The sequence below is a fragment of the Lentzea sp. CA-135723 genome (assembly GCF_050936595.1).
GTDB lineage: Bacteria > Actinomycetota > Actinomycetes > Mycobacteriales > Pseudonocardiaceae > Lentzea.
The window spans coordinates 55,712-80,548 of sequence record NZ_JBNJMK010000002.1 but is presented as its reverse complement, the minus strand read 5'-3'; the positions used below and the strand labels follow the sequence as shown (position 1 = coordinate 80,548).

The 24,837-nt window shown below is 68.8% G+C and carries 24 protein-coding genes and 2 riboswitches; of the genes, 6 read left to right on the top strand and 18 right to left on the bottom strand.

Annotated elements, in window-relative coordinates:
* Positions 1 to 8 precede the first annotated feature (8 nt).
* From gcvT to ACQEU1_RS36240, 7 genes are all read right to left on the bottom strand, one after another.
* Positions 9 to 1,103, bottom strand: coding sequence for a glycine cleavage system aminomethyltransferase GcvT (gcvT, locus tag ACQEU1_RS36270; protein WP_433212262.1), 1,095 nt, complete (start codon positions 1,101 to 1,103; stop codon positions 9 to 11).
* A gap of 99 nt (positions 1,104 to 1,202) precedes the next feature.
* Positions 1,203 to 1,290, bottom strand: a riboswitch (glycine riboswitch).
* Position 1,291: 1 nt separating this feature from the next.
* A riboswitch (glycine riboswitch) is annotated at positions 1,292 to 1,382 on the bottom strand.
* 45 nt (positions 1,383 to 1,427) lie between these two features.
* Positions 1,428 to 1,730, bottom strand: coding sequence for a DUF3817 domain-containing protein (locus tag ACQEU1_RS36265; protein WP_363776122.1), 303 nt, complete (start codon positions 1,728 to 1,730; stop codon positions 1,428 to 1,430).
* Positions 1,731 to 1,744: 14 nt separating this feature from the next.
* On the bottom strand, positions 1,745 to 2,125 hold the full coding sequence (locus ACQEU1_RS36260; RefSeq protein WP_433212259.1) for a hypothetical protein: 381 nt from the start codon (positions 2,123 to 2,125) through the stop codon (positions 1,745 to 1,747).
* A 272-nt stretch (positions 2,126 to 2,397) separates the two neighbouring features.
* Positions 2,398 to 2,889: a transcriptional regulator gene (locus ACQEU1_RS36255; RefSeq protein ID WP_089917100.1), complete on the bottom strand. Its 492-nt coding sequence runs from the start codon at positions 2,887 to 2,889 to the stop codon at positions 2,398 to 2,400.
* Between the two features lie 164 nt (positions 2,890 to 3,053).
* Positions 3,054 to 3,233 (bottom strand): hypothetical protein, encoded by a 180-nt coding sequence (locus tag ACQEU1_RS36250; protein WP_266041674.1) that lies wholly within the window; start codon positions 3,231 to 3,233, stop codon positions 3,054 to 3,056.
* Positions 3,234 to 3,570: 337 nt separating this feature from the next.
* Positions 3,571 to 4,695 carry a CaiB/BaiF CoA transferase family protein gene (locus ACQEU1_RS36245; RefSeq protein WP_433212254.1) on the bottom strand — a complete coding sequence of 375 codons (1,125 nt, stop codon included), beginning with the start codon at positions 4,693 to 4,695 and terminating at the stop codon, positions 3,571 to 3,573.
* The gene (locus ACQEU1_RS36240; RefSeq protein WP_433212251.1) at positions 4,692 to 5,828 is read right to left on the bottom strand and encodes an acyl-CoA dehydrogenase family protein; all 1,137 of its coding nucleotides are present in this window, start codon (positions 5,826 to 5,828) and stop codon (positions 4,692 to 4,694) included. The genes ACQEU1_RS36245 and ACQEU1_RS36240 overlap by 4 nt, the downstream gene beginning before the upstream one ends.
* A 106-nt stretch (positions 5,829 to 5,934) precedes the next feature.
* On the opposite strand from ACQEU1_RS36240, the gene ACQEU1_RS36235 reads away from it, so the two are divergent.
* The 4 genes from ACQEU1_RS36235 to ACQEU1_RS36220 are packed head-to-tail and all read left to right on the top strand — an operon-like array spanning position 5,935 to position 9,846.
* Positions 5,935 to 6,369 (top strand): GNAT family N-acetyltransferase, encoded by a 435-nt coding sequence (locus ACQEU1_RS36235; RefSeq protein WP_433212248.1) that lies wholly within the window; start codon positions 5,935 to 5,937, stop codon positions 6,367 to 6,369.
* Positions 6,370 to 6,424: 55 nt separating this feature from the next.
* Positions 6,425 to 7,627 carry an acetyl-CoA C-acetyltransferase gene (locus ACQEU1_RS36230; protein WP_433212245.1) on the top strand — a complete coding sequence of 401 codons (1,203 nt, stop codon included), beginning with the start codon at positions 6,425 to 6,427 and terminating at the stop codon, positions 7,625 to 7,627.
* A 3-nt stretch (positions 7,628 to 7,630) separates the two neighbouring features.
* Complete coding sequence (locus ACQEU1_RS36225; RefSeq protein WP_433212242.1) at positions 7,631 to 9,661, top strand: 3-hydroxyacyl-CoA dehydrogenase NAD-binding domain-containing protein; 2,031 nt, start codon at positions 7,631 to 7,633, stop codon at positions 9,659 to 9,661.
* Positions 9,662 to 9,720: 59 nt separating this feature from the next.
* Positions 9,721 to 9,846, top strand: coding sequence for a hypothetical protein (locus ACQEU1_RS36220; protein ID WP_433212239.1), 126 nt, complete (start codon positions 9,721 to 9,723; stop codon positions 9,844 to 9,846).
* A gap of 1 nt (position 9,847) precedes the next feature.
* Here the strand turns inward: ACQEU1_RS36220 and ACQEU1_RS36215 are convergent, their stop codons facing one another.
* Both ACQEU1_RS36215 and ACQEU1_RS36210 read right to left on the bottom strand, forming a co-directional pair.
* Positions 9,848 to 10,798 carry an AraC family transcriptional regulator gene (locus ACQEU1_RS36215; protein WP_433212236.1) on the bottom strand — a complete coding sequence of 317 codons (951 nt, stop codon included), beginning with the start codon at positions 10,796 to 10,798 and terminating at the stop codon, positions 9,848 to 9,850.
* A 213-nt stretch (positions 10,799 to 11,011) separates the two neighbouring features.
* Positions 11,012 to 11,557 (bottom strand): DM13 domain-containing protein, encoded by a 546-nt coding sequence (locus ACQEU1_RS36210; protein WP_433212233.1) that lies wholly within the window; start codon positions 11,555 to 11,557, stop codon positions 11,012 to 11,014.
* 61 nt (positions 11,558 to 11,618) lie between these two features.
* On the opposite strand from ACQEU1_RS36210, the gene ACQEU1_RS36205 reads away from it, so the two are divergent.
* Positions 11,619 to 11,969: a hypothetical protein gene (locus ACQEU1_RS36205; RefSeq protein ID WP_382439938.1), complete on the top strand. Its 351-nt coding sequence runs from the start codon at positions 11,619 to 11,621 to the stop codon at positions 11,967 to 11,969.
* A 122-nt stretch (positions 11,970 to 12,091) separates the two neighbouring features.
* Here the strand turns inward: ACQEU1_RS36205 and ACQEU1_RS36200 are convergent, their stop codons facing one another.
* From ACQEU1_RS36200 to ACQEU1_RS36190, 3 genes are all read right to left on the bottom strand, one after another.
* Positions 12,092 to 12,481: a hypothetical protein gene (locus ACQEU1_RS36200; protein WP_433212230.1), complete on the bottom strand. Its 390-nt coding sequence runs from the start codon at positions 12,479 to 12,481 to the stop codon at positions 12,092 to 12,094.
* 547 nt (positions 12,482 to 13,028) lie between these two features.
* Positions 13,029 to 14,057 carry a LacI family DNA-binding transcriptional regulator gene (locus ACQEU1_RS36195; RefSeq protein WP_433216953.1) on the bottom strand — a complete coding sequence of 343 codons (1,029 nt, stop codon included), beginning with the start codon at positions 14,055 to 14,057 and terminating at the stop codon, positions 13,029 to 13,031.
* A gap of 74 nt (positions 14,058 to 14,131) precedes the next feature.
* Positions 14,132 to 15,154 carry a GNAT family N-acetyltransferase gene (locus ACQEU1_RS36190; protein ID WP_433212227.1) on the bottom strand — a complete coding sequence of 341 codons (1,023 nt, stop codon included), beginning with the start codon at positions 15,152 to 15,154 and terminating at the stop codon, positions 14,132 to 14,134.
* A 72-nt stretch (positions 15,155 to 15,226) separates the two neighbouring features.
* On the opposite strand from ACQEU1_RS36190, the gene ACQEU1_RS36185 reads away from it, so the two are divergent.
* A complete protein-coding gene (locus ACQEU1_RS36185) occupies positions 15,227 to 16,426 on the top strand; it encodes an esterase-like activity of phytase family protein (RefSeq protein ID WP_433212224.1) in 1,200 nt (399 codons plus the stop codon).
* A 78-nt stretch (positions 16,427 to 16,504) separates the two neighbouring features.
* On the opposite strand, the gene ACQEU1_RS36180 is transcribed toward ACQEU1_RS36185, so the two are convergent.
* From ACQEU1_RS36180 to ACQEU1_RS36155, 6 genes are all read right to left on the bottom strand, one after another.
* Entirely contained in the window at positions 16,505 to 17,923 is a 1,419-nt protein-coding gene (locus tag ACQEU1_RS36180; protein WP_433212221.1) for a GH1 family beta-glucosidase, read from the bottom strand.
* Positions 17,920 to 18,744 carry a carbohydrate ABC transporter permease gene (locus ACQEU1_RS36175; protein ID WP_382439932.1) on the bottom strand — a complete coding sequence of 275 codons (825 nt, stop codon included), beginning with the start codon at positions 18,742 to 18,744 and terminating at the stop codon, positions 17,920 to 17,922. The genes ACQEU1_RS36180 and ACQEU1_RS36175 overlap by 4 nt, the downstream gene beginning before the upstream one ends.
* A 4-nt stretch (positions 18,745 to 18,748) precedes the next feature.
* The gene (locus ACQEU1_RS36170) at positions 18,749 to 19,648 is read right to left on the bottom strand and encodes a carbohydrate ABC transporter permease (RefSeq protein ID WP_433216950.1); all 900 of its coding nucleotides are present in this window, start codon (positions 19,646 to 19,648) and stop codon (positions 18,749 to 18,751) included.
* Positions 19,649 to 19,725: 77 nt separating this feature from the next.
* Positions 19,726 to 20,988 (bottom strand): ABC transporter substrate-binding protein, encoded by a 1,263-nt coding sequence (locus ACQEU1_RS36165; RefSeq protein ID WP_433212216.1) that lies wholly within the window; start codon positions 20,986 to 20,988, stop codon positions 19,726 to 19,728.
* A 507-nt stretch (positions 20,989 to 21,495) separates the two neighbouring features.
* Positions 21,496 to 24,012, bottom strand: coding sequence for an ABC transporter permease (locus ACQEU1_RS36160; RefSeq protein WP_433212213.1), 2,517 nt, complete (start codon positions 24,010 to 24,012; stop codon positions 21,496 to 21,498).
* Positions 24,013 to 24,017: 5 nt separating this feature from the next.
* Positions 24,018 to 24,770 (bottom strand): ABC transporter ATP-binding protein, encoded by a 753-nt coding sequence (locus tag ACQEU1_RS36155; protein WP_433212210.1) that lies wholly within the window; start codon positions 24,768 to 24,770, stop codon positions 24,018 to 24,020.
* Positions 24,771 to 24,837: the final 67 nt, after the last annotated feature.

Genomic DNA, 24,837 nt, shown 5'->3' with positions numbered 1-24,837 from the left:
AGATCTCCCTACTTGGCGCGCTTGTAGAACGGAAGTGCGACGACCTCGACCGGCTGCTTCTTGCCGCGGACGTCGACCAGCAGTGGGGTGCCGGGCTCGGCACTGGCCTTGTTCACGTAGGCCATGGCGACGGAGTAGCCGAGGGTCGGGGACAGCGCGCCCGACGTCACTTCGCCCACGACGTCGTCGCCGTTCAGGACCGCGTAGCCGTGCCGAGGCGCCCGGCGCTCGGGGGTCTTCAGCCCGACCAGGACCGAGTCCACATCGGACTCCGACACCTTCGTCAGCGCGTCGCGGCCCACGAAGTCGCCGGGCTTGTCGAGCTTCACGACGCGGCCGAGACCGGCGTGGTACGGCGTCAGCGACGTGGTGAGCTCGTTGCCGTACAACGGCATCCCGGCTTCGAGGCGCAGCGTGTCGCGGCAGCCGAGACCGCACGGCTTGAGCTCGTGCGCCTCGCCGGCCTCCAGCAACGCCGCCCAGACGGCGCCAGCGTCGGCGGGGGCGACGAACAGCTCGAAGCCCTCCTCGCCGGTGTAGCCGGTGCGGGCGAGCAGCGCGTCGACGCCGGCGACCTGCGACGGGTAGGAGGCGTAGTACTTGACGGTCGACAGGTCCGTCTCGGTCAGGCCCGACAGGATCTCGACCGACTTCGGGCCCTGGATCGCGATCAACGCGTAGTCCGTCGACTTGTCGGTCACGACCGTGTCGAACCCGGACGCGCGCTCGACCAGTGCTTCAGCCACCACTGAAGCGTTGGAGGCGTTCGCGACGACCATGAACTCCTCGTCGCCGAGGCGGTAGACGATTAGGTCGTCGATCACGCCGCCGTCGGCCTGGGTGATCATCGTGTAGCGGGCCTTGCCGACGGCCAGCGCCGAGATGTGCCCGACCAGCGCGTGGTCGAGGGCCTCGCCGGCCTGCGGTCCGGTCAGCACGATCTCACCCATGTGCGTGAGGTCGAACAGTCCGGCGGTCTGGCGCACGGCGTGGTGCTCCGCGAGCTCGGACGAGTAGCGCAGCGGCATCCGCCAGCCCGCGAAGTCGGTGAACATCGCGCCGAGCTGCTCGTGCTCGGCGTTCAGAGGCGTGAGGCGGGACATCAGAACGCTCCTCCAGGGTGCGCCGAAGAGCCGGACGCGGCCGGCTGAGGCATCAGAAGAATGACACGGTCCATCGGAGACTCCTCACTTGAGCGAGCCTCCCCCTCTGTCATGAGCCTGAGAGCTTCACCACCGGAGTGGCTTGCACCGTGGGCGAGGCTCCCGGGGAGCCTGCTTTCCAGAGTTGCCTGCGTCGCGCGGTACCTGTACCTGAGAGATTCCGGGGAGGAGTTGCTCCTACGGTGCTCCCACCGAAGGGAGCTCTCCCGCGCGACATCGACGGCCGTGTTCAGTTGGTAGCCCCAGACGCTAGCAGGCCAAACGTCACAGCGGCACGCCCTGCGCCGTCTTCTCGACCACCTTGCGCTCCGCCCAGAACGACAGGAACGGGATCGTGCCGGCGAGCAGCACCAGCGCCGTGCCCTTGATGGACCAGCGCAGCTTCAGCGCCAGGTCGACGGAAATCACCAGGTAGATGGCGTAGAGGAAACCGTGCACGGGGCCGACGACCTTCATCGCGCCACCCATGTCCGCGGCGTACTTGAGCACCATCGCCACGACCAGGAGCAGCAGGAAGACTCCGACCACGTAAGCCATGACCCTGAACCGGGTCAACGCACCCTTCATCTGCCCGCCTTCGCTCAACGACCGTCCCGCGCGTTGAGGTCCGCGAGCATGCGGTTGTAGGCCGCGAGCTCCGCGTCTTCGTCATCGTCGAAGTGCTCGACAGGCGCGGGTTTGACGGCGACAACCGTACTTTCCGGCCGCGGAGCGGGTGCAACCGGCTCGGGTGAGAGAGCCTCGTCACGGCGTTCGCGGGCGAGCTTGCGGAACCGCCAGACCATGAAGAGGGGGAAGAGGCCGAACAGCGGCCACTGGAGCACGTACCCGAGGTTCTGGAACGTGCCGCTGGCGGACTCGAAGCGCTGCCACTGCCAGTACGCGAGCCCGCAACAGACGATCAGCGCCGCCAGACAGGCGAACGCGATCAGCACACGCTGGGGAGTAAGGAGGCCGCGCACGACCTCCACACTACTTGGGAGCACTTCCGGGGGTCAGGGGGCCGCCCCCTGCGAAAACACTCCGATGTCAGCTCCGGCGAGCGCGCTCCGCGAGCGCGCGACACCGCTGACGAGGCCTCCGCGAAGAGGAGGCCACCCCGTGGGGTGTGAGGACCTCGGCCCTCAGCTGAGAAACATGGCGAACGAACGTTCGGCGAGCGCGCCCCGCACGAGCCGCGTGCCAGTTCGACGAAGTGGATACAGGGCTGCCGCCTCCGACAGCCCGTTCCTACTTACGCCACGCCGTCCCGGCGCTGCCTCTGCAGACGAGCAACGCACCAGGCCGCGGCGGAGCCACGACGGAGGTGCTGGAGAACCGTCATCGGTCCCAGGCGCCTTCCGAGGTCGGCAGGCGTGAGGCCGGCGGCGCGGTAGTCGAGCGCGCGCTGGTCCAACGGGCTGATGCCCGCGTCCCACCACTGCTCGGCCTCGGCGACGTCGCCCACGAGCTGCCAGTAGCTCGCCGCGGCGGCGAGCAGTGCCTCGGGTGCCTCCGGCGCCCGCTTGCGCATCGCGGCCACGTAGGCCGGATCCGCCGAGTCGACCTTGACCAAGCCACGCGACCCACTCCTGCCGCCCCGCTGGACGGGGATGCCGGGCGCCGAGGGGGGAGCCTCCGCGAGCCACGCGTTCTTGATCCGGTTCACCTCCTGCATCTCTGCGTCATCAGACCGTTCAGCCGCCCACTGCTGCAACAGCTCGTGGACCCCGGAGTCCTCGACCATCAATGCCTCCTCGTCGGTCGGGGATCGGCCATTGCAGCGGAAGGTATTCGGTAGGTCTGACAATCGCCAGACCCTGAATCCCCAGAACACCCGTTACCAGTGCGTGATTGGCCGCATTCCACCCGTCCGGCTCAACGCTGACGGTCGAGGATCACCGACCGTCACTAGCTGAGCGGGGTGGCCGTCCCGAAGAGGCTCCTGACGAAGGTGATGATCGACTCCGCGCCCTGACGCAGCCAGCCGAGAACCTGCTGGACCGCAGAAGCGGACTGCTCGGGCTGGGTGATCAGGAGGAACAGCACCAGCGCGACGCCCGCCAGCACTAGCACCTTCTTGAGGTTCACAGGTACCTCTCCGTCCGTGTGGTTCACCGGTCAGGCGGCGGACCGCCCGTGTCACCCGTCATGGTCCCTCATTCACCCGGCCGATGAACAACGACCACGCCAAACTCTCCCCTGGTTCTGCCAGCGGCACACGCCTGCACGGCGGCCAACGTCACCCGAATGGCGGCTAAAGACAGGCTTCAGCTGCGCCGATGTCCTGGGCACGAGGTGAACACGGACTCCCTCGGATCCCACAGCTTGGAAGCGAGACTGTTGCACCGGGCCTCACCCGGATGCCGAACACGACCCATCACGCACCGTCACGCCTTCGTGGCGTCTTTAATGCGCACCCGAGTATTCATCCAATTACTCCAGACCGCCGCAGTTCCATAATTCGGTCGGCCGCCACACCCATGTCGGCAAGCACTTCATCGGTGTTCGTTCCGGTAGAAACAGGTGCCGTCGGAACCGACGCCGGAGTGCGGTCGAACCGGGGCGCGGGCGCCGGATGCGACGAACCGGACACGTCCACGAAAGTGTCGCGGGCTGCGTTGTACGGGTGATGCACCGCCTCGGCCGGGGTGAGCACCGGCGCCAGGCACGCGTCCGTGTGCCGCGCGAGGTCCGCCCACTCGTCCCGCGGCCGGGTCTTCACCGCCGCCGCGATGCGTTCCCGCAGCTCAGGCCAGTTGGCCGGGTCGTTGCGCGACGGAGCGTCCTCCAGGCCCAGCACGCGCACCAGGTCGGCGTAGAACTTCTCCTCCAGCGCGCCGATGGCCACGTACCGCCCGTCCGCGGCCTCGTAGACGTCGTAGAACGGCACTCCACCGTCGAGCATGTTCTCGCCGCGGCCACCGCTCCACATGCCCGCTGCCCGCATGCCGTGCAGGAACGTCGTCAGCAGCGCGGCCCCGTCGACCATCGCCGCGTCGACGACCTGGCCGCGCCCGGAGCGTTCCCTCTCGTACAGCGCCGCCAGCACGCCGAGCGCGAGCAGCAGCCCTCCCCCGCCGAAGTCGCCGAGGAGGTTGACGGGGAACGACGGCGGCCCGCCTGCCCGTCCCAGCGGCTCCAGCGCGCCCGCCACGGCGATGTAGTTGATGTCGTGGCCGGCGCGGTCGGCCAGGGGCCCGTCCTGCCCCCAGCCGGTCATGCGTCCATATATAAGGCGCGGGTTGCGGGCCAGGGCCTGCGCGGGCCCGATGCCCAGCCGTTCGGTCACACCCGGCCGGAAGCCCTCGATCAGCACGTCCGAGCGCTCGACCAGCTGCAACACCAGCTCGGCCCCTTCGGGCTTGCGGGTGTCCACGGCGATCGAACGCCGCGAGCGGGTGAGGAAGTCGCCGGGGATCGTCGGCACGCTCCCCGGCTTGTGCACCTGGACCACGTCCGCGCCCAGGTCGGCGAGCACCATGGCACCGAACGGCGCGGGCGCGAGCCCGGCCAGCTCGACGACCCGCAGTCCTGCCAAAGGCCCGCTCACAGGGACCTCGCGATGATTTCCTTCATGATCTCGTTCGTCCCGCCGTAGATGCGCTGCACCCGTGCGTCGGACCACGCCCGTGCGATCGGGTATTCGTTCATGTAGCCGTAGCCGCCGAAGAGCTGCACGCACTCGTCGACGACCTTGCTCAGCCGGTCGCTCGCCCACCACTTCGCCATCGCCGCGGTCGGCACGTCGAGCTCGCCGCGCAGGTGCTTCTCGATGCACTCGTCGATGAACGCCCTGGTCACGGCCGCCTCGGTGGCGCACTCGGCGAGCTTGAACCTGGTGTTCTGGAACTTGATCAGCTCCTTGCCGAACGCCTGGCGCTCCTTCACGTACTTGAGCGTCAGCTCGGTGGCCGCCTCGATGCCCGCGATGCAGCAGACGCCGATGATCAGCCGTTCCTGCGGCAGCTGCTGCATGAGCTGGACGAACCCGAGGCCCTCCTGCCCGCCGAGGAGGTTCGAAGCGGGCACGCGCACGTCGTCGAAGAACAGCTCGGCGGTGTCCTGGCCCTTCATGCCGACCTTGTCGAGCACGCGGCCGCGCCGGATGTCGTTCTCGACGACGAGCAGCGAGATGCCCGTGGCGCCCTGCGCCGGGTCGGTCTTGGCGACGACGATGACGAGGTCCGCGTGCACGCCGTTGGTGATGAAAGTCTTCGAGCCGTTGATGACGTACTCGTCGCCCTCGCGGATCGCCTTCGTCCGGATGCCCTGGAGGTCCGACCCCGCGCCGGGTTCGGTCATCGCGATCGCCCCGACGTACTCGCCGGAGGCGAGCTTCGGCAACCAGCGCAGCTTCTGCTCTTCGGTGCCGTAGGAGTTGAGGTAGTGCGCGACGATGCCGCTGTGGACGCTGTTGCCCCACGCGCTGTCGCCCGCCCGTGCCTGCTCCTCCAACAACACGGCCTCGTGTGCGAACGTGCCGCCGCCACCGCCGTACTCCTCGGGGATGCTCAGGCACAGCAGCCCGAGGTCGCCGGCCTTGCGCCACAGGTCGCGGTCGACCTGCTTCTGCTCGGCGAAGCGTTCGAGGTTCGGCGTGACCTCCTTCTCGAAGAACGTGCGCGCGAGCTGGCGCAACTGGTCCAGGTCGCTGTCCATCCACCGCGATCGACGCTCTGCCATGCGGTCCACGAAACCACCGGGCGGTGGTCCACGCCATGACCGCCGCGCCAGTGCGGCCGCCGAAAACTGAGCGAAATTCCCACCCCGGTCGTCCAGACTGACCGGTATGCACATCCACCAGGTCGAGCCGGACGAGTGGGCGCTCTGGCGTGACATCCGCCTCGACGCGCTGGCGAGCGACCCCGAGGAGTTCGGGTCGACGCTGGCCCGTGAGCAGGTCTACACCGAGGACGAGTGGCGGGAGCGGGCCGCGGAGGGCCTGAAGCTCGTCGCGCTCGACCCCGCGCCGGTGGCCCTGGTCGCCGCGACCGCGAAGCCGGAGGGCCTCTACCTCTACTCGATGTGGGTGCGCGACTCCCACCGCGGCCGGGGCGTCGGGGAAGCGCTGGTCAGGACCGTGCTGACGTGGGCGGCCGAGGAGGGCTGGAAGGTCGTGCGGCTGCGCGTCTGGGACGACAACCTGCCCGCGCGGCGGCTCTACCGGCGGCTGGGGTTCGTGGACGTCGACGAGCCCGAGCACATGGAGTTCCGGGTGAGCTAATCGGTCACCCTCCACGGTCATGGCCAGCTCTGCCGGCCGGGCCTAGCGTGGTGTCATGAGCGAAGCCTTGATCTTCGACGCGGTGCGCACGCCGCGCGGCAAGGGGAAGCGCGGGTCGCTGCACAGCGTCAAGCCCGTCGATCTGGCCGCCGGTGTGCTGCGCGCGCTGTCCGAACGAAACTCCCTCGACACCTCCGCGGTGGACGACGTCGTGTTCGGCGTGGTGTCTCCGCTCGGTGAGCAGGGCGGTGACATCGCCCGCACGGCCGTGCTGGCCGCCGGCTGGGACCAGCGCCCGGCCGGGGTGCAGCTCAACCGCTTCTGCGCGTCCGGCCTCGAGTCGGTGAACCTCGCCGCGGCCAAGGTCGCGTCCGGGTTCGAGGACCTGGTGGTCGCGGGCGGCGTCGAGTCGATGTCGCGCGTGCCGATGGGGTCCGACGGTGGCGCGTGGGCGATCGACCCCGCCACGAACTTCGACCTGTCGTTCGTGCCGCAGGGCGTCTCGGCCGACCTGATCGCGACGCTGGAGGGCTTCTCCCGCACCGACGTCGACGAGTGGGCCGCCCGGTCGCACGCCCGCGCGTTCGAGGCGCAGAAGAACGGCTGGTTCGAACGGTCCGTCGTGCCGGTCGTCGACCAGAACGGCACGGTGGTGCTCAAGGAGGACGAGACGATCCGTCCCGAGTCCACCGTGGAGTCCCTCGGCAGGCTCAAGCCGAGCTTCCAGTTCCACGGCGACCTCGGCTACGACACCGTCGCGATCGACCGCTACCCCACCGTCGAACGCATCTCGCACGTCCACACGCCGGGCAACTCGTCGCAGATCGTCGACGGCTCCGCCGCGATGCTGATCGGGTCCGCGGCGGCGGGCAAGGCGCTCGGCCTGACCCCGCGCGCCCGGATCGTGTCCGTCGCGGTCGTGGGCACCGAGCCGACGATCATGCTGACCGGCCCGGCGCCGTCCGCCCGCAAGGCGCTGGACAAGGCGGGGCTCTCGGTCGAGGACATCGACCTGTTCGAGGTCAACGAGGCGTTCTCGTCGGTCGTGCTGAAGTTCCTGCGGGACATGGACATCCCGGAGGACAAGGTCAACGTCAACGGCGGCGCGATCGCGCTGGGGCACCCGCTCGGCGCCACCGGCTGCATGATCCTCGGCACGCTGCTCGACGAGCTGGAGCGCCGGGACCTGCGCCGCGGGCTCGCGACGTTGTGCGTGGGCGGCGGCATGGGTATCGCGACGATCATCGAGAGGGTCTGACGGATGCCTTTCCACTACGACAAGGACGCCGACGGCATCGTCACGCTGACGATGGACATGTCCGGCTCCGCCAACGTCATGAACGACGAGTACCGCGACCTGATGGGCGACGCGGTCTCCAAGCTCGAGGGCGACGAGATCACCGGCGTGATCATCACGTCCGCCAAGAAGACCTTCTTCGCCGGTGGCGACCTGAACGTGCTCATCGCGATCACGCCGGAGAACGCCGCGCAGGCGTTGGAGGGCGTGGAGGAGCTCAAGTCGCAGCTGCGCCGGCTGGAGAAGCTCGGCAAGCCGGTCGTGGCCGCGATCAACGGCTCCGCGCTGGGTGGCGGGTTCGAGATCGCGCTGGCCTCGCACCGCCGGATCGTCCTGAACGACAACGGCATCCGCGTCGGTCTGCCCGAGGCCACACTCGGCCTGCTGCCCGGCGGCGGTGGCGTCACGCGCATGGTGCGGCTGCTCGGCGTGCAGAAGGCGTTGCCGTTGCTCATGGAGGGCAAGCAGCTCCGCCCGGAACGCGCGCTGCAGGCCGGAATCGTGCACCAGGTCGTCGAGACGCGCGAGGAGCTGCTCTCCGAGGCCGTCGCGTGGATCAAGGCGAACCCGGCGCCGCAGCAGCCGTGGGACGTGCAGGGCGCGGGCGTGCCGGACCTGAAGTTCGGTGACCCCAACAGCTACGGGCTGCTCGCCGCCGCCCCGGCCGTGCTGAGCAAGAAGTCGCACGGCGTGTACCCGGCGCCGGAGAAGATCATGGCGACGGCCGTCGAGGGCGCCTACGTGGACTTCGACACGGCGCTGAAGATCGAGGGCCGGTACTTCGTGGAACTGGCCTCCGGTCAGGTCTCCAAGAACATGATCACGGCGTTCTGGTTCAACCTCAACGAGGTCAACGGCCGTGCGTCGGCCACAGGCCGTCGCGTTGCCAAGCTCGGTGTGCTGGGCGCGGGCATGATGGGCGCCGGAATCGCCGAGGTGTCCGCGAAGGCGGGCATCGAGGTGGTGCTGAAGGACGTCAGCCTCGAAGGCGCGCAGAAGGGCGCTCAGGGCCTGGAAGGCATCACGCCGACCGACTCCGACGACGACCTCGAGGGCTGCGACCTGATCATCGAGGCCGTCTTCGAGAACCGCGAGCTGAAGAACAAGGTGCTGCCGGCCGCCGAGGCGAAGGCGTTGGGAGACGCCGTGATCGCGTCCAACACCTCGACGCTGCCGATCACCGGCCTGGCGTCGGCGGTGACGGCGCCGGAGCGGTTCATCGGCCTGCACTTCTTCTCGCCGGTGCCGAAGATGCGGCTCGTGGAGATCATCCGCGGTGAGAAGACGTCAGAGGAGACCCTCCAGCGCGCGCTGGACTACGTGCGGCAGATCGGGAAGACGCCGATCGTGGTCAACGACTCGCGCGGCTTCTACACCTCGCGGACGTTCGGCACGTACGTGATCGAGGCGATCACGATGCTGGCCGAGGGCGTGGCGCCGGCGTTGATCGAGAACGTCGCCAAGAAGTCCGGCATGGCGGTCGGCCCGCTGGCCGTCTCGGACGAGGTGACGCTGTCGTTGCAGCTGAAGATCCACGACCAGACGCTGGCCGACGACCCGTCGCTGGTGGGCGACAGCCCAGCGTACGACCTGATCCGCGAGCTGGTGTCGTTGGGGCGCAGCGGGAAGTCGACGGGCGCCGGGTTCTACGAGTACCCCTCGGACGGCTCGAAGAAGTTCCTGTGGCCCGAGCTCACGACCCGGTTCGTGAAGGCCGACGCCGGTGTGTCCGAGCAGGACGTGCGGGACCGGCTGCTGTTCGTGCAGTCGCTGGAGACCGTGCGGTGCCTGGACGAGGGCGTGCTGACGTCCGTGGCGGACGCGAACATCGGCTCGATCTTCGGGTTCGGGTTCGCGCCGTGGAGCGGGGGCACGTTGCAGTTCATCAACTCCTGCGGCGTGCAGGCGTTCGTGGAGCGCGCGGACTACCTCGCCGACACCTACGGCGAACGGTTCCGCCCGCCGGCTTCACTGCGGGAGCGCGACGAGTTCTGAGGTTTTGGGACGTTTTGAAGTGCTTGCGGCCGTCCTCCGGGCGGCCGCATGCTCGTCGCATGAAGAAGTTGTTCACCGCACTGGTGTCCGCCGCGGCCGCGATGCTCGCGTTGGCCGGCCCGGCCTCGATCGACACGTTGCTGCCCACCACCGACACGATCGCCTCCGACTCGTGGGACTGGTGAGTCAGGCCCGGTAGGAGCCCGGTGACGAACCGGTCCACCGCTTGAAGGCCCGGTGGAAGGCGCTCGCCTCGGAGAACCCGAGGCGCAGCGCCAGTTCCTCCACCGACTCCCCGCCGCGCACCAGCGACGCGACCGCCTGGTCGCGCAGCAACTGCTCGCGCACCTCGCGGAACGACGTCCCCTCGGTGGCGAGTCTTCTTCTGAGCGTGGGCGCCGAGACGCCCAGCTGCTGCGCCACCGCCTCCAGCCCCGTGACGCCGCGGCCCAGCAGCCTGCGCACGTGGCCAGCCGTGTCCGCGCCGTGGTCCCTGCGCGACAACAGTTCCGCGGGCGAGTGCCGCAGGAACCGCCGCAGCGCCGCCTCGTCCTGCACCACCGGCATGCGCAGGAACTTCGGGTCGAACTCGATGGTGGTCCGCGTGCTCCCGAACCGCAGCGGGCAGCCGAAGATCAGGTGGTACTCGGCGGCGTGCGCGGGTTCGGCGTACCCGAACTCCGCGCCGCGCAACGGGATGCGGCGGCCGATGAGCCACGACGAGAAGCGGTGCCACAGCACGAGCAGCGATTCGGTGAGGAAGTGGTCGGGGTCGCCGGGCACGTCGAGCGTGAAGCGGCCGCCGTCGAGCTCCAGGTCCAGCGGCTGGTCGAAGAGCGCGTAGAACTGGAGTCCCCTGCGCAGCGCCGACTCGAGGTCGGGGCAGTGCACGGCGAGCAGGCACATCATCGCGAACGTGCCCCGTTTGGACGGTCGCGGCCCGAAGCCCATGAACTCGTCGTCGAGGACTTCCCAGAGCGTCTGGACGAACTTCGTGTACTGGGCGGGCGTGACGCGCGCCCGGTCGTCCGCGAGGAGGCTGGCCGGGATCCCCGCGCCGAGCAGCACGGCGGACGGTTCCGGGCACGCGCGCAGCGCCGCGCGCACGTAGTGGATCGCCACCGTCCTGGAGTGCACGACCCACAGTAAACGCCACCGGCGGTGGCGCGGCTCCGGGGAGAGTTGGAGTCGCGTCACCGCCAGGTGTGGCCCACCAGTGAGCCGTACTCCTCGCCAACGGGGCTTCCGCACGCCCATCGGCAAGGGACGATGTTGTGTTGTAGGCGCAGACGCTATGTGGTCTAGACCAGGAAAGTCAATACCTGTTCACCAGCATCTCGTATCGATGTTTCAGGCTTGTTCCAACGGTGCGACGGCGAACCCGGCACTGAACCGCTGACACCAGATGACGACACTCCGAATGGTGGACACGTCCACTCCGGCGGGAATTTCGTACACCTGGTCGCCACGATTTCCCTTCAGCTTGCCCAGGCTGGTGAATCCCTGACCGAACGTTTTCTCCGCCGAGCTCGACGCGTGCGGCGACAGGTAAACGTACAGGTCAGGGCCGTCGCTGGTGTTGAGTCCGGCGAACTGGACCGAATGCGTGCCGCCCGGCAGTGCGATGAGGCTCGCCTTACCCGTGGTGGCGTGTTCGAGCGAACGCCACTCGCCCACGGCGACCTCCTCGGGCGTTTCGGCGGGTGCGCTGAAGGGCGGAGCGGAGGCTTGGGAAGCGGCTTGCGAAGTGGTCTGAGTCGCCGCCGGCGGCACGAGCAACGCTTCGTGCGTTTCGCGAACCGTGAGCAGCCGCCACGGCTGGAAGAGGTACAACCCCACCCCGAGTGCGACGACCACGAGAACTGAGACGGGAATCAGGAAACGACGCTGGCGCATACCGAAAATACTGGCCCAAACCGGACCGAAAAGAGCTTACGGAGTTGTTAGGGTCCTCGCCGTGGCGACACAGGCGAGGATCGGCCAGGCCGTGCTCGGCGTCCTCATGGTCGGCTGCGCGCTGACCGGCCTCTTCCCCAGACCCGTCCCACTCCTCTTCGCCATCGCGGCCGTGGGCACCGTCAACGCCGCGTTCCCGCTCATGCGCACGTTCGGCTCCGCCCTGCTGGGCGGCGTGGCGGCAGCGTCCATCGCCTTGTCATCGGTCCCGTTCGTCACCTGCTCCACGGAACGCTTCACCGAGGTGTTCACCTGCTCGGGTGACGCTCCGACGTGGCATCTGACCGGAACCGTGCTGGTGGCAGGCCTTTCCGGGGCCAGTTTGGTACTGGCCCGGATAACAGTTCAGTGACAGCGATCACTCAACCGGGGCCATCAAGGAACCGATAAGGCATCAGGGCGAGCGTTCTCCTGCATCCGGTCTACCCGGTACTGTGCCGGGAGCGTGATCGCCCGACTTCGAACCGTGAGCATTTAGAGGAGGACCGCTGTGCGCGCACTGTGGGCCGCAGGTGGTTCCGCTGTGCTCGGGTCAGCGTTGCTCGGTGTGCTGGTAGGCATGGCGATCCACGGAGCGGCAGGCGAAGACCCGCAAAGCAGAACCCCGGCATCGACCTGGACGAGCTCGACGGCGAACAGCAAGCCGAGCAGCACCACCAGCTCCACCCCGAGCAGCAGCGCTCCCTCGTCGTCGAGCGAGAGCAGCACCCCGGCCAGCACCCAGCAACAGCCGAAGAAGACCACCCCACCCCCGGCGGCCACGAACCCGGAGGCCCCGCCACCCCCGCCGGCCCAGACCACGACGACCGCGCCGTCGTCGTCCGGCTGGCCGTGCAGCCCGCTGAACCCGCTGCCGCCTCCCACCTGCAAGAACCTGGGCTAGCCGCGCGGCTTAGCGCCGCAAGGCAGGCGAACGCAGGGGTCCCCTCGGGTTTCGGCTCCCCCGCGACCCAACGTACCGAGAGGATCCGACAGTCCGGAGCGCGCGAGACCGGCGGAGTGAGCGGACTGCTGGCGGAGCGGACGGCGACGCGGCCGCGAGAGCGGACGCCGAGGCAAGGCGGGTGGCAGCGAGAGACGCAAGGCGGTGTCAACCGCAGTCGTCAACGCAGCCCAACCACGCACGCAAACCAGGCGCGCGCTCCCAACCGGACAGCCGTCAACGCAAGCCGACCACCTGTGAAACCTGGCGTGGCGCCTGTCCGGTCCGGCCGGGGCGCATTCATCCCCGGCTTTGAGGCCGCGAATGCATCCCGCCAGAGGCTCAAGGTCAAGCCCCCATCGCCACCTCGCACTTCGGCAGGACCCACGCAAACACCCTCGCAACCGCAGCCCGACCAACCGAACGCGACCAACCCCGCTGGAACAGGAACCGTCCTCAGCAACCGCAAACCGGGCAACCGGGCAAACCTCAGGCGGACTCGCGCGGCACCAGGACGGTAGGCAGCATCTGCTGCTTCTTCTTCACGTTCTCATCCCGCAGCACCTTCATCAGGTGCTCGACCATCACCTTGACCTGCTCGTCCGAGTCCTGCCGCACCGAGGTCAACGGCGGCGAGGTGTGCTCCGCGATGGCCACGTGATCGTCGAACCCGACCACGGCGACGTCCTGGGGCACCCGCCGCCCGGCCTCGGCCAGCGTCTCCAACGCCCCGGCGGCCATCAGGTCCGAGGCCACGAACACCGCGTCCAGCGCAGGCACCCGCGACAGCAACGCCGACATGGCCTTCCGCCCACCCTCCCGGGTGAACCCGCCGTCCTCGGTGACCCGGGCGACGGCCTTGTCGTCCAACGACAACGCGGACCGGAACCCGTTCAACCGGTCGATAGCGGACAACTCGTCCAACGGACCCGAAACGTGGACGATCTTCTTGCGCCCGAGCGACTTCAGGTGCTCGGTGGCCAGAACCGCGCCGCCCTCGTTGTCGTTGTCCACGAGGTGCATGCCCCGCAGCGAGCCCCACGGCTTGCCGGCGTACACCACGGGCAGCGGCAGCTTCTTCACGATCGACACGAGCTCGTCGTTGCGGTGCGGCGCGAACACCAGGGCACCGTCGACGTGGCCGCCGGCGAGGAACCGGTGTGCGCGGGCCTGGTCGTCTGGCGAGTGGACGAGCATCAGCACCATCTGCACGTCGACGTCGGCCAGCGCGCGGGCGCCGGCTCGGATCAGGCGCGCGAAGTGCGGGTCATCGAAGATCTTGGGCTCCGGCTCGGAGAACAGCACGGCCACGGCGCCTGTCCTGCGGGTGACCAGGGCCCTGGCTGCTCGGTTCGGCTGGTAGCCCAGGGCCGTGACGGCCGCGTTGACGGCCTCCAGCGCTTCCGGGCTCACGCGCGGGGACGCGTTCAGCACTCGTGACGCCGTGGCTCGGGAGACCCCTGCCCTCGCGGCAACGTCTTCCAACGTCGGACGCGCGTGGTTGGACACGAGCACCACCACTCCTCGATGAAAACCTTTGAGTCGCTAAGAGCTTAGCCCCAAGCGATCTCCGAGGAGGGTTTCCGCGCTGTTCATCGTGATTTTTCCACGGCGGCCGCGGTGATCGGTGCCGTTCGGGCCTGTCCGCGGGGCTTGATCGAAACGCGGAGCAGACCGTCCTCCCGGCGTGTCGTGGCTGGAAGTCCGGCTCGGGCGGCGGTGCGGACCAGAGCCGTCTCAGAGGGCAGGCACCACGCCACGAGCTCCGAAAATCCGGCCGCCAGAGCGTCCGAGGCCAACGCGCTGAGCAGGGCCGCGCCCACGCCACGGCGTTGCCAGGCGTCCTCGACCAACAAGGAGATCTCGGCGCACTCCGGTGTTCCGGTGTGGATGAGTTGGCCCAGCGCCACGACCTGGTCGCCGCACTGCGCCAGCACGGTCGTGCCGCGCGGCGGGCTCAGCAGGCGGTGCAGCCAGCGGCGCGGAACCGTGCGCATGCCCGAGTGGTAGCGGTTGAACATCGTCCTCATCGAACAGCGGGAGTGCAGCGAGGCGACGGCGTCCTCGTCCGAGGCGGAACCGGGGCGCAGCACCAGAGCGAAACCGTCGTCGCTCAGCACCGGGCGCATCGCCGGCCCCGACGACGTCACGAGGTCGATCAACGCCTGCGCGCGCGTGAGTTCCACATCCGTGAACGACGCCCAGCCGCGCCGCACGACCCACTCTCCCAACTGGACCTGACCGTCGCCCGCCTCACCGGCGACGACCGAGTCGGCGCGCAGCACCGACCGCAACGCCGACGACACGGAGCCCGGATCGGTCAGCGCCAGCCGGGCCGCACGCAGCAGAGCGGTCGGCTCGTCCACCAGGTCCCGCACGTCGGCGGGCGTGATCCCGACGCGGCGCGCGCCCTCGGCACGCACGGCCTCTACGAGGTCCGCGGGCAGCACTCCCTCGCCCGCGCTCACGACGATCTCGTCCAGCACGCCACCGGGCACGGGCATCACGTGCAGCGCGAGCACGTTGCAGTCGGCCGCGGCGAGGCGGACGGTGACGCGCGCGAGCGCGCCGGGGCTGTCGCTGAGTTCGAAGCGCATGCGCCATGTCGTCGTCATGACGTCAAGAGTTCACGCAAGTTGTTGCCACGACGGGAACCACGGGTAAAACGATCGACATAGGGTCTCGCCATGAGGAGAACTCTGGCCGCAGGCCTCACCCTGCTGACCGTCACCGCGCTGGCCACGCCGACCGCCGCCGCTCCCGAAGCGGCCCGTCACGGTGGGCAGAAGCAGGCCTCCCTGACCAACTTCGCGTCGCTGCCCGCCGAGACCTACGTCCCCGGCAGCGAGCCCAGCGGCGCGGCACTCGGCACCACGCCGGTCAACGGCGTCACGCCGCCGTTCGCCGACCAGCCCGTCCAGGGTTTCAGCGGAGTCCTGCGCAACAGCGACGGCACCTTCGACGTGCTGTCCGACAACGGCTACGGCACCAAGGCCAACAGCGCCGACTTCAACCTGCGCATCCACCGCGTCGCGCCGGACTTCGGCACCAACCAGGTCGACGTGCTCGGCGGCATCACGCTGACCGACCCCAGGGGCCACATCACGACCCCGCTCACGCGCGCCGACCGCGTGCTCACGGGCGCGGACCTCGACGTCGAGTCGTTCACCCGCGGCAAGGACGGCACCTACTGGATCGGTGACGAGTTCGGCCCGTACCTGCTGCACTTCGACCGCGCGGGTCGTCTCCTCTCCGCGCCGGTCGCGCTGCCCGGCGTACGCGCCCCGGAGAACCCCGAGGGCAACCCGAACATCGGCAGCAGCAAGGGTTTCGAGGGCATGACGCTGTCCCCGGACGGCAAGACGATCAACACCCTGCTGGAGGGCACGGTCGCCGGCGACGAGCCGGGCACGCTGCGCCTCAACGAGTTCGACATCGCCTCGAACCGCTACACCGGCAAGAAGTGGCTCTACCAGCTGGAGAACCCGAACTTCGCCATCGGTGACGCGATCGCGGTCGACGCCAACCGCCTGCTGATCATCGAACGCGACGGCGCCCAGGGTGCCGACGCGCTGGTCAAGCGCGTGTACCTGGCCGACAAGCGCGACCGGAACCGCGACGGCAAGCTCGACAAGACGCTGGTCGCGGACCTGCTGAACCTGGCCAACCCCAGGCACGTCGGTGGTCAGGCCGACCCGTTCCGCTTCCCGTTCACCACGATCGAGGACGTCACCATCCTCGACGACCGCACGATCGCGATCCTCAACGACAACAACTTCCCGTCGTCGTCGGGCCGCACCCCCGGCAAGCCGGACAACAACGAGTTCATCACCATCAAGCTCGCCGAGAACCTGCACGCCGACCCGCGCGTGCTCGGCCGCCGCTAGACAAGAGAGCGCTCTCACCTGTGGACAGAAGTATCCGCAGGTGAGAGCGCTTAAGGCCCCCTCGGCCCGTCCTGTCGGCTAAACGGTGTAGCCGTGCGCGGGAAGCCCGTTCTGCCCGATGATCCGGGACAGGGCGACCGCGCTCTCCTTGATCGTCCGCTCCTGCGTCTCGAAGTCGACGTGCACGATCCCGAACCGCTGCGAGTACCCGGCCGCCCACTCGAAGTTGTCGAGCAGCGACCACGCCAGGTAGCCGCGGATGTCGGCGCCCTCGGAGATCGCCCGGTGCACCGCGCGCACGTGGTCCACCAGGTACTTCGTCCGCTGCACGTCGTTCACCCGCCCGGCGGGGTCGATCACGTCCGGGAACGCGGAGCCGTTCTCCGTCACGACCAGCGGCACGCCGGCGGTGTCCCGCGACAGGCGCACCAGCAGCTCGGTGAACGCGTCGGCGTTCTGCTCCCACCCGAAGCCGGTCAGCTCGCCTTGGGGCGGCTGCAGCTCGACCCCGCGCAGGCCCGCGTGCGGCCCGGCCGGCACGAAGTCCGGGTCCGCGGTCGGCGCGACCCGGGTCGGGTTGTAGTAGTTGACGCCGATCCAGTCGATCGGGGTCGCGATGGTCTCCATGTCCCCGTCGCGCACCACGTTCGTCCAGTCGCCCAGCCAGGTGGTGTCCTGGAGGACGTCCAGCGGGTAGCCGCGGCCGAGCACCGGGTCGAGCAGGATGCGGTTCTGCAGGCCGTCGACCTTGCGGACGGCCTCCGCGTCGTCACCCCAGACGGTGCTGAAGTTGAGCACGATCGACAGCCGGTGCGACTCGGGTGCCTGCGCGCGCAACGCCTGCGTCGCGAGCCCGTGGGCCAGCAGCAGGTGGTGCGCCGCCTCCAGGGACGCCATCGCGTCGGTGACGCCCGGCGCGTGGATCCCGTTGCCGTAGCCCAGGAACGCCGACACCCACGGCTCGTTCAGCGTCGTCCAGGCCTGCACCCGGTCGCCGAGCCGTTCGTGCACGATCGCCGCGTACTCGGCGAACCGGTAGGCGGTGTCGCGGTTGCGCCAGCCGCCGAAGTCCTCCAGCACCTGCGGCAGGTCCCAGTGGTAGAGCGTGGCGAGCGGCTGGATGTCCTTCTCCAGCAACGAGTCCACCAGCCGGTCGTAGAACGCGAGCCCGCGCTCCTCGACGCGGCCGCTGCCGCTCGGCTGGATCCGTGGCCACGCGACGGAGAACCGGTACGAGGCGAGCCCGAGCGACTTCATCAGGTCCACATCGGACTGGTACCGCCGGTAGTGGTCGCAGGCCGGGTCTCCCGTGTCGCCCGCGAGCACCTTGCCGGGCGTCGCCGCGAACGTGTCCCAGATCGAGGCGCCGCGACCGTCCGCGGTGGTCGAGCCCTCGATCTGGAACGCCGCGGTGGCCGCCCCCCACAGGAAGTCCGGCGGGAAGGTCAGCACCTCGCGCCCGACCTCGACGTCCGAGTCGGTCGTCAATTCCGTCATCCCTTCACCGCGCCCTGCATGATCCCGCCCACGATCTGACGGGACAACAGGACGAAGATCGCGATCACCGGCAGCACCGCGATGGAGGCGCCGGCGAGCATCAGCGAGTAGTCCGTGTAGTAGCCGCTGGCGAGCGTCGACAGGGCGACCTGCACCGTCGGGCTGTCGTTGGGGTCCAGCACGATCAACGGCCAGAAGAAGTCGTTCCACGCCGTCATGAACGTGAACATGCCGAGCACGGCCGCCTGCGGCCGGACGGCGGGGAACCCGACGTGCCAGAACGTCCGCAGCACCGAGCAGCCGTCCACGCGCGCGGCCTCGATCAGCTCGTACGGCACGGTTTCCTCGCACGCCTGGCGCATCCAGAACACCGCGAACGACCCGATCAGCACCGGCACGATGACCGCCTGCAGCGTCCCGTACCAGTCGAGGTCGGACATCAGCATGTACAGCGGGATCACGCCGAGCTGCGTCGGGACCATCGCGGTGCCGAGCACGACCAGGAACAGCGAGTCGCGGCCCTTGAACCGCAGCCGCGCGAACGCGAACCCGGCGAGCGTGCCCAGCACGACGTTCGAGATCGCCACCGTCGCCGCCACGATGAACGAGTTCTGCATGGCGAGCCAGAAGTCGACGGTGTCGAAGACGCGGGTGATGTTCTCGACCAGGTTGCCGCCGGGGATCAGCGGCGGGACCTTCTCGCCGAGGACCGAGTTGTCCTTCGACGCGACGATGAACGAGTAGTACAGCGGGAAGACCGACGCGGCGAGCACGGCGACCAGGAACCCGTAGAGCAGAGGCCCTGCCTTGGCGTTCTTCATGCGGTCACTCCTTGCCCGCGATGCGCCGCGTCAGCGTGAAGTTGACGATCGCGACCAGCAGGACGACCACGAACAGCATCCACGCGATGGTGGCCGCGTAGCCTGCGTCGAACAACCGGAAGCCCTTCTCGTACATGTAGAGCACCAGCGTCTGGAACTGCCGGTCGGAACCGCCGGTCGAGTTGTTGGCGGCGAAGCCGGGGTCGAACAGCGCCGGTTCGGCGAAGAGCTGCAGACCGCCGATCGTCGAGGTGACGACGGTGAACAGGATCGTCGGCCGGATCGACGGCACGGTGATCGACCAGAACATCCGCCAGCGCCCGGCACCGTCCAAAGTGGCCGACTCGTACATGTCCTTCGGCACGGACTGCATGGCCGCCAGGTACAGCAGCGCGTTGTAGCCCGTCCAGCGCCACATGACCATCGTCGACACCGCGAGGTGCGAGGCCCACGTCTCGGCGCGCCAGTCGATCGGGTCGACGCCGACGAGGCCCAGCAGGAAGTTCACGATGCCGAAGTCGCGGCCGAAGAACTGCGCGAACACCAGCGCCACCGCGGCGACCGAGATGACGTTGGGCAGCAGCACGCCCGCACGCCAGAACGCACTGCCGCGCAGGCCGCGGTCCAGCAGCGCGGCGAGGCCGAGCGCGGCCAGCAGCTGCGGGACCGTGGAGAGCACGAACAGGCTGAGCGTGTTGAACAGCGCGTTCCAGAACTTGGCGTCGCCGAACAACGTGACGTAGTTGTCCAGGCCGACGAACCCCAGGTTGCCGTCGATCAGCTGCCAGTCGTGCAGCGACACCCACGCCGTGTAGATCAGCGGGTAGAGCCCGAAGACGCCGAACACCAGGAAGAACGGCGCGATGATCAGGTACGGCGTGTACTTGGCGTCCCAGTTGCTCAGCCGGAAGCGCTTCGGCTCCCCGGTGGAAGGCGAGACCGAGGCGGCCGGAGCCACCTCGGTCTCGGGACGTGTCACCGTCACTTGGCGGCGTCCGTCGCTTCCTTCAGGGCCTGCGTCCACGCCTCAGCCGCGGACTGCTTGCCCTGCTCCACGCGGGTCAGCGCGGTGCCGAACACCGGGCCGACCTTCGAGTCCTTGGTGCCGCGGTAGGTCGGCTTCAGCGACTCCGCCGAGGTCGCGAAGATCTGGCCCACCGGAGCCTTGTTGAAGTACTCGTTGACGGTCGCCTGCACCTCGGCGTCCTGGTAGACCTTCGGCTGCGACGGCAGGTTGCCCGTCTCCTTGAAGATCCGCTTCTGCTGCTCGGGGGCCGTGAGCCACTTGGCGAGCTCGTAGGCCTCCTTCGGGTGCTTGCCCTGCTTCGGGACGGCCAGGAACGAGCCGCCCCAGTTGCCGCCGCCGCCGGGCGCCGTCGTCACGTCCCACTTCCCGGCCGCCGCGTCGCCGGCACCCGCCTTGATCAGCGCGAGCGCCCAGGCCGGGCAGGTGGTGGTGGCGAACGAACCCTGCTTCAGCGCGACGTTCCAGTCCTGGCTGAACGGCTCCAGGGCACCGGTCTGCTGCTTGGTGCCGAGCGCCGCGGCCGTGTCGAACGCCGTCTTGACCTTGTCGTTCTTCTCCGCGATGTACGAGTCGTCCTTGGCGAAGTAGCCCTCCTCGGTCTGGTCGAGGATCGCCTTGTAGACGTTGCGGCCGGTGTCGACGAACTTCACGTTCGGCGTCGCGGCCGAGAACTGGTCGGCGACCTTCGCGTAGTCGGCCCAGGTCGGCCACAGCTTGGCGACCTCGGCGCGGTCCGTCGGCAGCTTGGCCGCCTCGAACAGGTCGCGGCGGTAGCAGAGACCCAGGCTGCCCATGTCCGTGCCCAGCCCCAGCACGAACTCACCGTTGTCGGCGGTGCCCTGGTTCCACTTCCACCCGGCCCACTGGTCCTTCAGGTCCTTGGCGCCGTACTCCGCCAGGTTCACGAACTTGTCCTTGGAGGCGCGGAACTGCGAGACCACGCCTTCCTCGAGGGCGACGATGTCCGCGGCACCACGGCCACCCGCGAGCTGCGTCGCGAGCTGGGTGTTGTGCTGCTCCATCTTGACCTTGCGCTGCTCGATCTTGATGTTCGAGTGCGAGGCCTGGTACTCCTCGATGAGCTTGTCGTACCCGAAGTCCGAGAAGAGGCCCAGCGACAGCTCGATCTTGCCGTCAGCCTGGGAACCCCCGCCGCAACCGGCGACCATGACCATCACCATGGCCGCAGCAGCGCTGCCGACCAGCCTCTTGCTCATCCGTCCTCCTCGACGACGCCGTGAGCGGCGCTTAACTGTGATGAGAGCGCTCTCACACTCGACGGGAGATGCGCGGGTGTCAAGCGGTCGACATCGTTCCGTAACTTTGTGGAGGCAGGCAACAAAAACCTTTGCCAAATTTCCTGAGCGTCTCGGATGGGTGAACTCGTGGCGCGCTCGGAGCGGCGGCGGAGACGCCGGCACGAAGAGGAGGGACGACCGGGCCCTCGCTCCGGTCGTCCCTCCACACCAGGTAGAGGGGGTCGCGGGCCAAAAGTGACGCGCGCTCCCCAAGTTTTTTCGCGAACTCCCGATTGGGCCCGCTCGCAGCCGGGTAGGGCTCGTGGTTCACCCCTGTGAACCGCGGCCCGGCACGAACGCAGCGGAGGCCCGGTGCCCCGACAGCACCGGACCTCCACCGATCCCCCGGTCGTGCGGGCCCCTGTTTCCCGCACTCCCGAACCCGCCTGCCCGCGGCCCCCGACGGCTGGGGCGGGCGGGGTGTCCCTAGGCCTCCGCCATGCCCGCGACCACGGAGTTCCGCGCCGCGCGCCGGGCGGGCAGGGCCGCCGCGACGATCGCGGCCACCACGGCCAGGCCGAGCATGATGCCGATCTGCCCGAACGGGATGGAGAAGCTGATCTGGAACTCCGGGTTGGAGATCGCCTCGACCAGCAGCCACCCGAACCCGGCGCCGAGCAGCACGCCCACGACCGCGCCGATCAGGGCCATCAGGATCGACTCGACCACCAGCATCTGCCGCAGCTGGCCCCTGGTCAGGCCCAGTGCCCGCAGCAGTGCGGACTCGCGGGTGCGTTCCAGCACCGACAGCGTCAGCGTGTTCGCGATGCCGAACAGGGCGATGATCAGCGCCAGGCCGACCAGGGCCCAGATGAAGAGCAGGATCTGGTCGATCTGGCCGTTCAGCTCCGCCTTCATCTCGGCCGCGGAGTTCAGCACCGCCACCGGCGAGGTCGCGATGACCCGTTCGAGGTCGGCGCGGGCCTGCGTGATGTCCGTGCCGGGCGCCAGCTTGATCAGCATGTTCTGGTAGCCCTTCGCGGGCTCCTTCAGCAGCGACTCGGCGGTGGCCAGCGTGACGATGCCGGTGCCGTAGCTGTTGTCCTTGATCAGCGCGACGACCTTGAGGTCCTTGCCGCTGATCGGGATGACCGAGCCGACGGCGAGGCCCGCTTCCTTGGCCTCCTTGTCGCGCATGGCGATCTCGTTGTCCTTCATGCCGGTCAACGAGCCTTCGGACGTCTGCGGGCGCACCAGCGAGCCGATCGCGTCGGACGGGTAGCCGGTGACGTCGGCGTACTGCAGCTTCGGCGACTCGCCGTAGGCGCTGAGCTGCGGCGCGACCTTCTCGACGTTGCGCACCTTGGCCAGTTCGCCGACGAACGACTTCGGCAACGGCTGGCTGTAGACGTTCGACTTGACCGTGTAGTCGGTCGGGAACCGCTCGTCGACCTTCTTGCTCATGGTCTCGCGGCCGCTGCCGGCCACCACGGTCACCATCGCGACGATGGTCACGCCGATCATCAACGCCGCCGTGGTCGCCGCCGTGCGTTTGGGGTTGCGGCCCGCGTTGGCCGAGGCCAGCTTGGCGGGCACGCCCCGCAGGACCTTGCCGAACAGGCGGTTCACCAGCGGCACGTAGAGCGGGCCGAGCAGCAGGACCGCGAGCAGCAACACCATCACGGCACCGCCGGTGATGAACATCGCGGGCTCTTCCTTCTCCTGCTGGAGTCCGAAGTAGACACCCGCGCCACCGAGCAGCGCGATGACCGCGGCGACGGCGATCCGGATCTTGCCGGTGCGGGCGACGTCGTCCGAGCTGTCCGGCTGCGAGCGCAGCGCGGCCACCGGGGCGACCTTCGTGGCCCTGCGGGCCGGGAGCACGGCCGACAGGACGGTCACGACCACGCCGACGCCGAACCCGGCCACGATCGTCACCCACGTGATCGGCAGGCGGATCTCGGTCTCGCCGCCGGTCGGGCCGCCGAAGCTGCCGATGACGGCCTGCAGGCCCGCCGAGACGCCGAGGCCTCCCAGGATGCCGAGCACCGATGCCGCGAAGCCCATGAAGACCGCTTCGGCGAGCACGGACCGGAACACCTGCCCGCGTTCCGCTCCGACGCAGCGCAGCAGCGCCAGCTCCTTCGTGCGCTGGGCGACGAGGATCGTGAAGGTGTTGTAGATGACCATGCCGGCGACGACGAGCGAGATCGCGGCGAACGCGAGCAGAAAGGTCTTGATCTCCCCCGCCGCGTCGCCGACCTGGGCCAGCGTGGCCTGGGTCAGCTGCTCACCGGTCTGCACCTCGTAACCGGGGCCGATGGCCTTGGTGATGTTGTCGACGAGCTGCTGCTGCGTCACGCCGGACTTGGCGACCGCGACGATCTCGTAGATCCGCTGGTCGGGGATCAACGTGCGCAGGCCGTCCGGTGACACCACGACGTGGTCGCTGCCGGACATCGAGATGCTGCTCGCGCCCTGCTGGTAGGTGCCGACGATGGTGAACGCGTGCTCGGCGTTGTCCTTGTCGAGCATCTTGAGCTTGTCGCCGACCTTGAGCTTGGCGACCTGCGCGGTCTTGACGTCGATCGCGGCCTCGTCGGCCTTGGTGGGGAACCTGCCGTCCTTGACGTCGAGGTCGCGCAGCTTCTCCGTGGTCGGCAGCGGCTGCACCAGCGCGTTGCGGGCCTTGCCCTCGCCGCTCAGCAACGCGGCGCTGCCGTACTCGCGCGAGTCGGCGCCCTCGACGCCGGGCGCCGTGCGGATCTTCTGCAGGAAGTCCGCCGGGATGCCCTTCTCGACGTTCGGGCTGTTCTCCGTCGTGTGCACGGCCGCGTCGACGTTGCGGGCGCTGCGGGCGAAGTTGTCCCTGGTCTGGGCCTCGACGGCGTCACCGAGCACGAGCGTGCCGGTGACGAACGCGACGCCGAGCGCGATGGCGATGCTGGACAGCACCAGCCGCGCCGTGCGGGCCCGCAGGCCCGCGAGGATCGTCTTCCACATGTGGGTCAGGCCCCCAGGTGCGCGAGGGCGTTGACGACGGACTCGGTGGTGGGCTGGTGGATCTCGCCCGCGAGCCTGCCGTCGGCGAGCAGCACCACGCGGTCCGCGTAGCTCGCGGCCACCGGGTCGTGCGTCACCATGATCACGGTCTGGCCCAGCTTGCGCACCGACATGCGCAGGAAGTCCAGCACCTCGGCACCGCTGCGGGAGTCCAGGTTGCCGGTCGGCTCGTCCGCGAAGATGACCTCGGGACGGGCGACGAGCGCACGGGCACAGGCCACGCGCTGCTGCTGGCCACCAGAGAGCTCCGTCGGGCGGTGCGTCAGGCGGTCGCGCAGGCCCAGCACGTTGACGATCGTGTCGAACCACTGCTTGTCGGGCTTGCGGCCGGCGAGCTCCAGGCCCAGCAGGATGTTCTGCTCGGCGGTCAGCGTCGGCAGCAGGTTGAAGGCCTGGAACACGAACCCGACGCGGTCGCGGCGCAGCTTCGTGAGGTCCTTGTCGTTCAGCTTGGTGATCTCGGTCTGTCCGATGTGGATCGCGCCACCGTCCACCGTGTCCAGTCCCGCGAGGCAGTGCATCAGCGTGGACTTGCCGGAGCCGGACGGGCCCATGATCGCGGTGAACTTGCCCGCCTGGAACGCGACGCTGACGCCGTCGAGCGCCCGCACGGCGGTGTCACCCTTGCCGTAGACCTTCACCAGGTTGTGGGCCGCCGCGGCGGTCCGGGTGCCGACCTCGGACACCAGTGCAGACATGTCGTGCGCCTTCCTCACAGGGGACGTTCCTTGATGAGGAAGAAGCTATTTCGGTGTTCTGTGCGCG

Coding starts and splice junctions, on each gene's coding strand:
- gcvT (WP_433212262.1), bottom strand. CDS start 1,103: ATGTCCCGCCTCACGCCTCTGAACGCCGAGCACGAGCAGCTCGGCGCG.
- ACQEU1_RS36265 (WP_363776122.1), bottom strand. CDS start 1,730: ATGAAGGGTGCGTTGACCCGGTTCAGGGTCATGGCTTACGTGGTCGGA.
- ACQEU1_RS36255 (WP_089917100.1), bottom strand. CDS start 2,889: ATGGTCGAGGACTCCGGGGTCCACGAGCTGTTGCAGCAGTGGGCGGCT.
- ACQEU1_RS36240 (WP_433212251.1), bottom strand. CDS start 5,828: ATGGCAGAGCGTCGATCGCGGTGGATGGACAGCGACCTGGACCAGTTG.
- ACQEU1_RS36235 (WP_433212248.1), top strand. CDS start 5,935: ATGCACATCCACCAGGTCGAGCCGGACGAGTGGGCGCTCTGGCGTGAC.
- ACQEU1_RS36230 (WP_433212245.1), top strand. CDS start 6,425: ATGAGCGAAGCCTTGATCTTCGACGCGGTGCGCACGCCGCGCGGCAAG.
- ACQEU1_RS36225 (WP_433212242.1), top strand. CDS start 7,631: ATGCCTTTCCACTACGACAAGGACGCCGACGGCATCGTCACGCTGACG.
- ACQEU1_RS36220 (WP_433212239.1), top strand. CDS start 9,721: ATGAAGAAGTTGTTCACCGCACTGGTGTCCGCCGCGGCCGCGATGCTC.
- ACQEU1_RS36210 (WP_433212233.1), bottom strand. CDS start 11,557: ATGCGCCAGCGTCGTTTCCTGATTCCCGTCTCAGTTCTCGTGGTCGTC.
- ACQEU1_RS36190 (WP_433212227.1), bottom strand. CDS start 15,154: ATGACGACGACATGGCGCATGCGCTTCGAACTCAGCGACAGCCCCGGC.
- ACQEU1_RS36185 (WP_433212224.1), top strand. CDS start 15,227: ATGAGGAGAACTCTGGCCGCAGGCCTCACCCTGCTGACCGTCACCGCG.
- ACQEU1_RS36180 (WP_433212221.1), bottom strand. CDS start 17,923: ATGACGGAATTGACGACCGACTCGGACGTCGAGGTCGGGCGCGAGGTG.
- ACQEU1_RS36175 (WP_382439932.1), bottom strand. CDS start 18,744: ATGAAGAACGCCAAGGCAGGGCCTCTGCTCTACGGGTTCCTGGTCGCC.
- ACQEU1_RS36165 (WP_433212216.1), bottom strand. CDS start 20,988: ATGAGCAAGAGGCTGGTCGGCAGCGCTGCTGCGGCCATGGTGATGGTC.
- ACQEU1_RS36160 (WP_433212213.1), bottom strand. CDS start 24,012: ATGTGGAAGACGATCCTCGCGGGCCTGCGGGCCCGCACGGCGCGGCTG.
- ACQEU1_RS36155 (WP_433212210.1), bottom strand. CDS start 24,770: ATGTCTGCACTGGTGTCCGAGGTCGGCACCCGGACCGCCGCGGCGGCC.